Genomic DNA, 10,915 nt, shown 5'->3' on the forward strand with positions numbered 1-10,915 from the left:
CCCCTACTCCCCTGCCTCCCCTGCCTCCCCTGCTCCCCTGCCTCCCCTGCCTCCCCTGCCTCCCCTGCTCCCCTGCCTCCCCTACTCCCGGACACACTTTCAAGTTTTCACCTGAATTTACGTGGTTTCCATGAAAATTCTGTGGCTCAGGTTGGGAATACTCTAAGCAGAGGTTTTCCCTACTCATGGCTCACCTATGACTCAATCCTCACCACAACGCCGCAGCACTGCACTCACTACAAGAACCGAGTTTTCGCCTTTTGGGAACAAGCTAGTACAATCTGGCTATGTAAATACCGACCAAATGAGACAGGCACTGATTGAAAGTCGCAAGTCTGGTAGACCCTTGACAGAAGTTCTGGAGTCAATGACTGGGCGACAATTATCACCTGAATTTCTCAGACAATACAAGAAACAGCAATTATTTGAACTAAAAATACTATACGGTGTTGAATTCCTTGACCCAGAGGTTAACAATATCGGTAACACGATGGTGGCGAACCTCATCGATACCCTAATCCCGGTAGATATCTGTCGTCGCCATCGTTTAGTACCACTATCGAGAAATGATGAACACAAACCGCCTAGTGTTTTAGTGGCGATGGTTGCTCCTGACAATTTAGAAGCTTCGGATGACCTTAACCGGATTTTGCGTCCACAAGGTTTAGCATTACAGCGCATGGTGATTACTCAGGAGGATTACCAACAGCTCATCAACCAATATTTGGATGACTTGGCTGTGCGCCAAAAGCACATAGAACAAGAAAAATTTACAGATATTAATCAAGATTTAGAAAATCTCGGTAATCTCAATATCGAAGATGCTCCTGAAGAAATGGAGGCTGATTTAGGAGCAGCAATGAAGGGTGCAGAGGATGCACCAGTTATCAATCTTGTGAATAGAATCCTAGCAAAAGCTTTGCATGAGAAGGTTTCTGATATCCACGTTGAACCACAAGAAGAAAACCTCCGCATCCGCTTCCGCAAGGACGGTGTATTGCGGGAAGCTTTCGACCCCCTACCGAAAAAAATCATCCCCGCAGTTACAGCCCGATTTAAAATTATCTCTAACTTGGATATTGCTGAAAGGCGTTTACCCCAAGACGGGCGGATCAGACGGATGTTTGAGGGACGGAAAGTCGATTTCCGGGTGAATACTCTGCCGAGTCGCTACGGTGAAAAGGTTTGTCTGCGGATTCTGGATAACTCTGCTACTCAATTGGGATTAGATAAGTTAATTACTGACCCGGAAACGTTGCAGATTGTTAAGGATATGGTCAGCAAGCCTTTCGGGTTGATTTTGGTGACTGGGCCTACGGGTTCTGGTAAAACAACTTCGCTGTATTCGGCACTGTCAGAAAAGAACTCACCGGGAATTAATATCAGTACGGTAGAAGACCCAATTGAATACAGTTTACCGGGGATTACCCAAGTACAGGTAATTCGGGAAAAAGGGCTGGATTTTGCCACGGCGTTGCGGGCGTTTTTGCGACAAGATCCGGATGTGCTATTGGTGGGTGAAACGCGAGATAAAGAAACAGCCAAAACAGCGATTGAAGCTGCTTTGACTGGTCACTTAGTGTTAACTACTTTACATACCAATGATGCTCCTGGTGCGATCGCGCGTTTGGGAGAAATGGGCATTGAGCCGTTCATGGTTTCTAGTTCTTTGATTGGTGTGTTAGCTCAACGCTTGGTGCGGCGTGTCTGTTCTGATTGTCGTATTCCTTACACTCCGACACCGGAAGAGTTAGCACGTTATGGGATGTCTGCATCTCAAGAAGTCGGCGTTACCTTCTATAAGGCTAATACCATACCATCCGAAGCGATCGCTGACGCTAAGGCCCAAAATCAGCTTTGCCCAAGTTGTAATGGTGTCGGCTACAAAGGACGCTGTGGTGTTTATGAAGTCATGCGGATTAGTGAAAACTTACAAACTTTAATCAACGAAGAAGCACCCACAGAACGCATCAAGGAAGTAGCCGTAGAAGAAGGCATGAAAACCTTGCTGGCTTACAGTCTGGACTTAGTACGCCAAGGTGCTACGACTCTAGAAGAGGTAGAACGGGTGACATTCACAGATACAGGTTTAGAAGCTGAATTAAAAGCCAAGCGTAAGAGTGGACTTACCTGCCGCAGTTGTAATGCCATCTTACAACCCGAATGGTTGGATTGTCCCTACTGTATGACACCTCGGTTTGTGGATTAGTAATTAATAATTCAAACGTGCTTAATCACAACCTGACGATAGTCAAGAGTTTTGACTTTGGACGATGGATTGAATAAATAACAAAAGGGAGCAGAACTATGGAATTGATGATTGAAGACTTGATGGAACAAATGATTGAAATGGGTGGTTCGGATATGCACTTATCCGCCGGATTACCTCCCTATTTCCGCATCAGTGGCAAACTCACACCCATAGGCGATGAGCTATTAACAACTGATCAATGCCAAAGATTAATTTTTAGTATGCTCAATAATACCCAGCGTAAAACCTTAGAACAAACCTGGGAATTAGATTGTTCCTATGGTGTTAAAGGTTTAGCACGTTTTCGGGTGAACGTTTATAAAGAGCGTGGTGCCTATGCCGCTTGTTTACGCGCGCTCAGTTCCAAAATTCCTAATTTTGAAAAATTAGGTTTACCAGATGTTGTCAGAGAAATGTGTGATAAACCCAGAGGATTAATTCTGGTGACAGGCCCTACTGGTTCAGGTAAAACCACTACTCTGGCGGCAATGATTGACTTGATTAACCGCACAAAAGCCGAGCATATTTTAACAGTAGAAGACCCGATTGAATTTGTCTACGAACCAATTAAAAGTCTAGTTCACCAACGACAATTGGGTGAGGATACCAAGAGTTTTGCTAATGCCTTAAAAGCATCCCTCCGAGAAGATCCAGATATTATTCTGGTGGGAGAAATGCGAGATTTAGAAACAATTTCTTTGGCGATTTCGGCAGCAGAAACAGGACATTTAGTGTTTGGCACACTACACACCAGTTCAGCCGCGCAAACTGTAGACCGGATTATTGATGTTTTCCCCCACGAAAAACAAACTCAAGTCCGGGTACAATTATCTAACTCTTTAGTCGCAGTATTTAGCCAAACATTAGTACCCAAGAAAAATCCTAAACCCGGTGAATTTGGTCGGATTATGGCGCAAGAAATTATGATTGTTACTCCCGCTATTTCTAACTTAATTCGTGAAGGGAAAACATCACAAATTTACTCGGCAATTCAAACTGGCGGTAAATTAGGAATGCAGACTTTAGAAAAGGTTTTGGCAGACTATTACAAAGCTGGAATCATCTCTTTTGAAGCCGCTATGTCTAAAACTTCTAAACCAGATGAAATTCAACGCCTCATTGGCCCATCAGCTTCACAAGCAGCCAAAGCTGGTGCTGTAAAAGCACATTAGTCATTAGCCATTAGTCATTAGTCATTAGTCAATTGCTATATGGACTATGGACTATTGACTAAATTATTAATTTTTAATTTTAAATTGAATTATGCCAACATTTGTTGCCCGTGTTCGGGATTCACAAGGAAAAACTAGGAGCGAAAAAGTTGTTGCCGAATCCTTGGCAGATGCTCGCAGCAATCTTAGAGACAAAGGTTTTGTAGTTCAAGAAATTAAGCAGTCTCAAAGTTTCTCGGCGAATTTTGATTTTGAAAAATTACAGACTTCTTTTGTCAAAGTTACTGTTAAAGAAAAAGCGGTTTTTTCCCGACAACTGGCTACTTTGGTAAATGCGGGTGTTGCCATTGTCCGAGGGCTAGGTGTGTTAGCTGATCAGTGTGAGAATAAGAAACTGAAACAGGCTCTAATTGATATTAGCAACGATGTTCAAAGTGGTGTGAATTTGTCAGATGCTATGCGTAAGCATCCTGACTGTTTTGATGGTTTATATGTCAGTATGATTCAGGCTGGTGAGGTGGGTGGTGTTCTCGATGAAGTTCTAAATCGCCTAGCTAAGTTATTAGAAGATATGGCGAGATTACAGAACCAAATTAAATCAGCCTTGGCTTATCCGGTGGTTGTTGGTATTTTGGCTACTGGTATTTTTGTGGGAATGACTGTTTTTCTCATCCCGATTTTTGCGAGAATTTTCGTAGAATTAGGCACAGAATTACCGGCACTAACTCAATTTTTAATGACTTGTAGCGAAATTTTGAGAAGTTGGCGTTCCTTACTGATTGTTGGTACTATTGTAGGTTTGAAATTTGCCTATACACAGTATTATAAAACCCGTGTTGGTAAAGAAACAATTGACCGTCTTTCTTTAAAAATGCCTTTGTTTGGTGACTTGATTCAAAAATCTTCAGTTGCGCGGTTTAGTCGGACTTTTGGTTCTTTGACTCGTTCTGGTGTACCTATTCTGACATCTTTGGAAATTGTGCGAGATACATCAGGGAATCAGGTGGTTGCTAATGCTATTGATGCAGCGCGAGCCGAAATTCAACAAGGTGGTATGATTAGTCTAGCTCTACAAAAAGAGCAAGTTTTTCCACCAATGGCAATTCAAATGATTAGTATTGGCGAAGAAACTGGGGAGTTAGATGGAATGTTGATGAAAATTGCTGACTTCTATGAGGATGAAGTAGAACAAGCTGTAAAAGCATTAACCAGCGTTTTAGAACCAATTATGATTTTGGTTTTGGGGGGTATGGTGGGTACAATTTTGCTGTCGATGTATCTACCTTTATTTAAGGTATTTGAAAAGTTGGGATAGGTGGCTGTACTCCAATTCAAAAATTAAAGTTCAAAACATCAGACTAATTAATTTAAAATTTCTCTATTTTCTATTATCTGAATTAAGGATTTTAGATTTGAATTGGAGCAATTGAAATAAGTTAATTTACAGCAGACTTTTCAGTGGTTTTATTAATTTTGAATTTTGAATGAGAGAATTTTGAATTTTTATGCCTGTGCAGAAATCTTACTATGAGGCGAGCTTGGCAGAGTATAGCAATCATCTCCAAGCGATCGCACTACTCAAGCAACACCGTCCATACTTGGAATTAATTCCCAGTCTACGCCGTCCAGATGAAAGCTTGATTACTATCCCTCTGCCAATAGTTCGTTTACGTCATGCTGCATCTGCAACTACACAGGCAATCTGTCTCCCTTGTGATGTCGCAATTTTAATGTGTGATCCAGAGTGGAAAATCAAAACTGGAGCCGAAATTTTAATTTTTATCCATCGTCCCCATGAAGACTTTTCTGATTTGTTGGGACGTTGGCGACAAACTCAGGTGTTCCTCAACCAAGACTATGAATGGTTGATGCCCCATCGTCACAGTCATATTTTAAGCGAAGGAGCTAATACTGTATATCCGTTATTTGTAGTGTTTAGCGAAACCTCAGAACGGATTCAACGGGGGCTTATCGGTGCAGAATTGCCGTTTGTGATTCAAACAACAGCTTTACAACTTTTAGATGAGAAAGATCAAGAGGGGCTAGAGGCTAGGGGTTAACTTGACTCCCGACTCGCCAATTTCTCAAACAGTAAGGCAACTTTCTTTAAATCTTTATCACCAGGTTTAACTTCTACACCGCTAGATAAATCAATACCATCGGGATGAAGCTGACTCAAGGCTGTTAAGATATTATCTGGCGTGAGTCCTCCCGCTAGTAACCAAGGGCAGCTAGGACGAAATTGCTCTAACATCTGCCAATCTAAAGTTTTACCTGTGCCTCCCAATTGTTGCGGATGATAGGCATCTAGTAATAAAGTATCTATAAATTCAGTGTAAATACTGACTTGCTTCAGATGTTCTAAATTGCGAACTCTCAGAGCTTTAATGATTTCGACTGCTGGGAGAGCTTGACGCAACTGGTAACAAAATTCTGGGGTTTCATCTCCGTGTAATTGTACCCCAGTTAATCCAGAATCAAGTACAATTTGACAAATTTCTGCAATTGTGATATTGGCAAAAACGCCAATTTTGTCAATGTGGGCTGGTAGTGGTGCGATCGCTCGCTGAATTTGTGCTGGGGTAACGTAACGAGGCGAAGCAGGTACACAGATAAATCCTAACGCCGTTGCGCCTAGAGTGGCGATCGCCTGTGCTTGTTCTGGGTTAGTAATACCGCAAATTTTCACACGCATAGACATTTTTATATTAGTGATTACTACTGGATTACTGCACTGTAGCAATTTTATCTCGCACCCAAGCACGAAAAGCACGAGTAGTAGAGACTTCCCCATTCTGTTTAGCGGCGACAAGAAACTGGGGGATTTCCCTGACTGGTACTGGTGCAAAAGTCAAGCTGATTTCGGCTTCTGAATATTGCCCCTCTACAAGCGTATAAATTCTGAATGTACTGCCGTTATAACGCCAAAACTCAGGTACTCCCATCGCTGCATACAGCTTGAGCTTATCTATCGCCGAACGAGAATATTCGACTTCTAGCACCAAATCAGGCGGTGGGTCAATGGCTAGGTCAATATTTTCTTTATTTCTGACTAAAGCTTCATTTTGGATGTAATAGCTACTATCTGGCTCTGCTCCCCGTTTTAAATCATCCCGCGTTAAAGTTAAAGAGCCAGAACGTTTAATTTCTAAACCCAATTCTTCGCACAGAACAAATACAAAACCTTCAATTAGGCGGTTTGAGTTTTCGTGTAGTATTAGAGGAGTCATAATTTCTACTGTTCCATTGTCGTAAGCCAGTCGGTAGCTGCGTTCTGTACCCATCTCCGCTAACATAGTTTTAAACGTTTGCCAGCTAATGTTGTAGAGTAAACTTCTAGTCTCTGCTGATTGTGCGATCGCTACCATAATTGATTTCTCCCCAAAATATTGGCTTTACACACATCTTGCACCTGTTTCTTGATGATAATGTTTGTAGGGTGGGCATTGCTTGGAAGTTGCTCAAAGCTTTAGTTTTACCTTGTTAGGTGTGCATCGCCTTAAGCTTATTGAGAATGGTGCAAGATATAACGCTTTTCTCCTTCTAAACCCCATCATAGAGCCGGAAACAAGAGGTTCTAAGCTGATTTTGATTCAGGACTGACGCAACTAGCATATTAGTAGGGTGCGTGGCAAGCCTTAAATATTGCATTAAAACTCTCTTGTGGTACGGGCTTCTAGCCCGTCCGGTGCAGGCTAGAAGCCCGCACCACAAAAACTATATTTTTGCACTACTTTAGCCTTGCCACGCTAGTAGGGTGCGTCAGATATCAAAAATACGTTTATTGACAGCATTTAAACAGTCTGACGCACCCTACGAGACATCTGTAATGGGACACTTGCGTAAGTCCTATGGTTGATGAATTTCGGTTGTGTCCTAACAAACTCTATAATTTTCTAGGTCTAGTTTTACCTCGACCTTTATATTTAGGAGAAAAAAGCTTGATTACATCTTTATTAGCTGCTGCTGCATCTGTACCCGTAACTCCTGAATGGAGTCCTACCGTAGCCATTATTATCAGTGCTAGCAGTGTAGTAGCTCTTTTACTAACTCTCAAAATTGATCAGCCCCAAGTCGGCCCGAAATTACCTGGACTACCTGTAAGTCTCGGTGCATTTATCGGTGCAATGGCTTTTGGTCATGTTATCGGTATTGGTATTGTCTTGGGACTAACTAATATCGGTCGTCTGTAAATTGGGATATCAGCAAGACGCTTTAATTTGACCTCTACCCCTCTCCGACGCGGAGAGGGGAGTTAAAAGCTAAGTTGATGAAAATACTTTTATCCCATATAGAGACGTTGCATGCAACGTCTCTACAGTGTGCGATATCTAAACCTTTCTTTTGAGAGAGGATTATACAACTTCTGCAAGCGGAGTATTGAGGTGGCTGTTAACTGACGGCTAAATCTTATGACTCATGCAGGAGAAAAAACTATGTTGTCATCAATAATATTTGCAGTCCAAGTTACTGTTCCTAACACCGGGACAACTTGGAACTGGACAGGAACACCTATTATTATTGGTAGTTGTTTATTAGTTTTGCTAATTGCTGGCTGGTCAATTGAGGAACCCCATGTAGGCCCGAAAATGCCTTTACCTTTCCCATCATTGTTTAATAATCCCAGTGTTGGCACTTTCTTAGCAGCTATGAGTTTTGGTCATCTCATTGGTGTTGCTGCTGTTTTGGGCTTGACTAATCTCGGTGTGATTTAATTTGCAGCGATTTTCAGAATCTTGTAGAGACGTTGCATGAAACGTCTCTACATTGGTAGGATATAACGAAAAAATACCACAAGACTGATAAGCTTGTGGTGTCAGGTGATTATTTATACCTAGCTCGTGGCTTAACGCCGGGGTGTACCTAAACCACGACGCTCAAGCATTTGCCGCACCTGTGGGCTAGGTGTATAGTTATAGCCGTAAGCTGAGTTTTCTGAGTCATCCATAACTTGAGGTGTGAGTAATACAATTACCTCTCTGCGTTCATTCTCTCTGTTTGTTCTTCTAAACAGTGAACCAATTAGCGGAATATCACCCAAAATGGGAAGCTTAGAAACACTTGTTCTATCTTGGTCTTGAATAATACCTGAGAGAATTAGTGTCTGACCATCTCTTAGCCGAATCAAACCGGAATTAAGAGAGCGTTCAGACACCAAAAAGATTCTTTGGCTACCGCCTCCGCCAACATTTAGATCAGCTTCAGATTGAGGTGCTTTGACAACCGGTGCAACTGATAGGGAAACAAAACCATTGTCATCAATCCGATCCACTTTAACTGATAGGGTTAAACCCACTTCTGTTTTCTCAGCTGTAATCGTTTGTATAGAAGTACCTTCACCACGAGTTACTTCACTTTTAAGGTTTCCAAGCACTTCTTGTGTTAGCTTGACATTAGCCTGCTGCCCTTCTTGTACAATTAAGGTAGGGTCGGTTAATATCTTGGCGTTGCCATTTGTAATTTGAGCTTGCAAGCTAGCTAAAAGACGTTTAGGATACTGAAATAGACTAGGTAGTGCAGCAGTTATAGCCCCACGAGTTCCTTCTTCCACTGTCGTAGTTTCAGTTACTACTCCTGTTGTTGGATTGGTAGTAGTAGTTCTTCTGATAATATTTGGTGTTCCTTCTGTCACCTCAGTAATTCCTGTACTGAACGGATCTCCTGAAATACCTGCTCTTCTCTGTAAAAAGCTTAGATCCTGACCTGGTGTATCATTAATAGAGCCTCCACCGGGATTGTTGATAGTGATTCTTCTCGTGTCTACTCCAGTGTTAGGAACAGGGCCAACAGATTGGGTTAAATCCAAGAAAGTATTACCACCACTATAGGGGTTAGCAGTCACCGTTGGATTGAGATTAGTACGCACAGAGTTAGAACTAGGTGGATTAAGACCACCAAAATTTAGAGATGCTGTACCGCCATCAACAGAAAAGTAATTTTTACCAATGCCAAAAGCAACACTACTGTTATACAGTTGGTCTCCTGTCAGGTTGACATCAATAATTTTGACATTAACCACCACTTGACGACGACGAATATCAAGCTGAGTTAATTGAGTTATTGCCATCTCAACTAACCTGGGAGTTCCAATTAAAGTCAGCGCATTGGTACGCTCGTCTCCTAATGCTTGTAACCCTCTCAGTAAAGGCTTCGAGTCTTGAAAATCAATCCGTTGAGTTTCAACTCTAGTTTCTGTAGTTGTCTGGGTTTGGGTAATAGGTGCAACTCCAGTACCTACAGGTACAGCATTAACATTAGTCACTTGGCGTTCTCTGCTGACAGCAGTTTCAGCACCTAAGCCCACCAGAAAATTTAACGCGACTCCCACATTTACCTGATTGAGCCTTAAGCTACGCATGACTATATCACGGGTAGAGTTAGGTAGCTTCGGCCCTACAAAAATAGTTCTATTACTGCGGTTAGCTTCTAAACCACTCAGACGCAAAACGTAGTTAAACACATCTTGCACTGGCTCATTTTCGATATCTAAAGAGATGGTTTGCTGAGTTGGCTGTCCCTGTGTACCCTCTTCTCCACCTATATAAGCTAAGTTGAGATTAGCAGCACGAGCCAACAACGATAAAACCTCACGCACTGGTGCATCCCGCAACACCAAGCGGGGAACACGTTCTTGAGTACCTAAATCAATGGTGCTAGGAGACGCATCTGTGGCAGAAATGGCAATGTCTCCAACTGGGGGGGCGACGGCTCTAGGTAAGAATGGGGGGGCTTGGCTGACGGGTTGACCTACTCCCGCAGGTTGGGCGGGTTTACCATCAATTGTGATTTCTGGGTTGGGTACAAGCACATTTGGCACTGCACCGGGTTGAGCCTGTGCAGATGTAGGTGGTGTTGTAGATGTGGGTGGGTTTGTAGATACTGGTGGCGTGGGGATATTTGGGGCTGATGCTGCGGTTCCGGTTGATGGCGTGTAACTCAGGGTAATTGCTTCTGGTTTTCTGACTACAGGTTGACCACTGGGTGCATCATTATTACCAGTGACTATGACTCTGATACTATTAGCATCGAGTTGAACAACTTCAACTGAGACAATTCCCGGCGCAGGATTTTCTTGACGGAAATTTTTACCTTGTGGTAAACGCAGTTGTGTGTTGATAATATCTGAAACTAAAGCGTTGCCTCTTTTTGTGGTAAAAATTTGGGGACGCGAACCGGCAGAAGTTTTTAATATCAGGCTAACTCCCCCATTGACGGGGTTTAGCTTGACTTCATTAACTTGTGTAACTTGTGCTAATACTGGTTGGGCTGCTAGAAACGACAAAGCCGCAGCACCCAATATAAAATTATTACCGTGAAGCTGTTTCACAGTTCATTCCTCACCTAATAAGCAATTCAAAATTCAAAATTAGGGACTGGGGACTGGGGACTGGGGACTGGGGACTGAGTAAGAGTTTTTCTCCTCATCTCCCTCATCTCCCTCATCTCCCTCATCTCCCTCATCTCCCTCATCTCCCTCATCTCCCTCATCCCC

At 42.7% G+C, this 10,915-nt stretch carries 9 protein-coding genes; 6 read left to right on the forward strand and 3 right to left on the reverse strand.

The genetic code is table 11. The annotated features are described in order from the left end of the window. The first annotated feature begins 196 nt into the window (after nt 1-196). The 4 genes from AACS98_RS16720 (at nt 197) to AACS98_RS16735 (ending at nt 5,483) form a co-directional block, all read left to right on the forward strand. The gene (locus AACS98_RS16720; RefSeq protein ID WP_066381872.1) at nt 197-2,209 is read left to right on the forward strand and encodes a GspE/PulE family protein; all 2,013 of its coding nucleotides are present in this window, start codon (nt 197-199) and stop codon (nt 2,207-2,209) included. Between the two features lie 98 nt (nt 2,210-2,307). Then, nucleotides 2,308-3,423, forward strand: coding sequence for a type IV pilus twitching motility protein PilT (locus AACS98_RS16725; protein ID WP_066381875.1), 1,116 nt, complete (start codon nt 2,308-2,310; stop codon nt 3,421-3,423). A gap of 91 nt (nt 3,424-3,514) precedes the next feature. Next, nucleotides 3,515-4,738, forward strand: a complete 1,224-nt coding sequence (locus tag AACS98_RS16730) for a type II secretion system F family protein (protein WP_066381881.1) — start codon at nt 3,515-3,517, stop codon at nt 4,736-4,738. Nucleotides 4,739-4,928: 190 nt separating this feature from the next. Then, nucleotides 4,929-5,483 carry a hypothetical protein gene (locus tag AACS98_RS16735; protein ID WP_066381886.1) on the forward strand — a complete coding sequence of 185 codons (555 nt, stop codon included), beginning with the start codon at nt 4,929-4,931 and terminating at the stop codon, nt 5,481-5,483. On the opposite strand, the gene AACS98_RS16740 is transcribed toward AACS98_RS16735, so the two are convergent. Then, nucleotides 5,480-6,118: a phosphoribosylanthranilate isomerase gene (locus AACS98_RS16740; protein WP_066381888.1), complete on the reverse strand. Its 639-nt coding sequence runs from the start codon at nt 6,116-6,118 to the stop codon at nt 5,480-5,482. The genes AACS98_RS16735 and AACS98_RS16740 overlap by 4 nt on opposite strands. 31 nt (nt 6,119-6,149) lie before the next feature. Next, entirely contained in the window at nt 6,150-6,791 is a 642-nt protein-coding gene (locus AACS98_RS16745) for a Uma2 family endonuclease (protein ID WP_066381889.1), read from the reverse strand. Between the two features lie 573 nt (nt 6,792-7,364). Between AACS98_RS16745 and psaK (AACS98_RS16750) the strand changes: the two genes are divergently transcribed. Continuing rightward, nucleotides 7,365-7,616, forward strand: a complete 252-nt coding sequence (psaK, locus tag AACS98_RS16750) for a photosystem I reaction center subunit PsaK (RefSeq protein WP_066382349.1) — start codon at nt 7,365-7,367, stop codon at nt 7,614-7,616. Nucleotides 7,617-7,859: 243 nt separating this feature from the next. Continuing rightward, nucleotides 7,860-8,138, forward strand: coding sequence for a photosystem I reaction center subunit PsaK (gene psaK / locus AACS98_RS16755; RefSeq protein ID WP_197480119.1), 279 nt, complete (start codon nt 7,860-7,862; stop codon nt 8,136-8,138). Nucleotides 8,139-8,269: 131 nt separating this feature from the next. On the opposite strand, the gene AACS98_RS16760 is transcribed toward psaK (AACS98_RS16755), so the two are convergent. Beyond that, nucleotides 8,270-10,750 carry a type IV pilus secretin family protein gene (locus tag AACS98_RS16760; RefSeq protein ID WP_066381891.1) on the reverse strand — a complete coding sequence of 827 codons (2,481 nt, stop codon included), beginning with the start codon at nt 10,748-10,750 and terminating at the stop codon, nt 8,270-8,272. Nucleotides 10,751-10,915: the final 165 nt, after the last annotated feature.

The sequence above is a fragment of the Anabaena sp. CA = ATCC 33047 genome, assembly GCF_963870205.1.
In the GTDB taxonomy this organism is placed as follows: domain Bacteria; phylum Cyanobacteriota; class Cyanobacteriia; order Cyanobacteriales; family Nostocaceae; genus Trichormus.

What these genes read in the sequence shown, in the direction of transcription:
- AACS98_RS16740 (WP_066381888.1), bottom strand. Translation starts at nt 6,118, where the DNA reads ATGCGTGTGAAAATTTGCGGTATTACTAACCCAGAACAAGCACAGGCG.
- AACS98_RS16730 (WP_066381881.1), top strand. Translation starts at nt 3,515, where the DNA reads ATGCCAACATTTGTTGCCCGTGTTCGGGATTCACAAGGAAAAACTAGG.
- AACS98_RS16720 (WP_066381872.1), top strand. Translation starts at nt 197, where the DNA reads ATGACTCAATCCTCACCACAACGCCGCAGCACTGCACTCACTACAAGA.
- AACS98_RS16745 (WP_066381889.1), bottom strand. Translation starts at nt 6,791, where the DNA reads ATGGTAGCGATCGCACAATCAGCAGAGACTAGAAGTTTACTCTACAAC.
- AACS98_RS16725 (WP_066381875.1), top strand. Translation starts at nt 2,308, where the DNA reads ATGGAATTGATGATTGAAGACTTGATGGAACAAATGATTGAAATGGGT.
- psaK (WP_197480119.1), top strand. Translation starts at nt 7,860, where the DNA reads ATGTTGTCATCAATAATATTTGCAGTCCAAGTTACTGTTCCTAACACC.
- AACS98_RS16735 (WP_066381886.1), top strand. Translation starts at nt 4,929, where the DNA reads ATGCCTGTGCAGAAATCTTACTATGAGGCGAGCTTGGCAGAGTATAGC.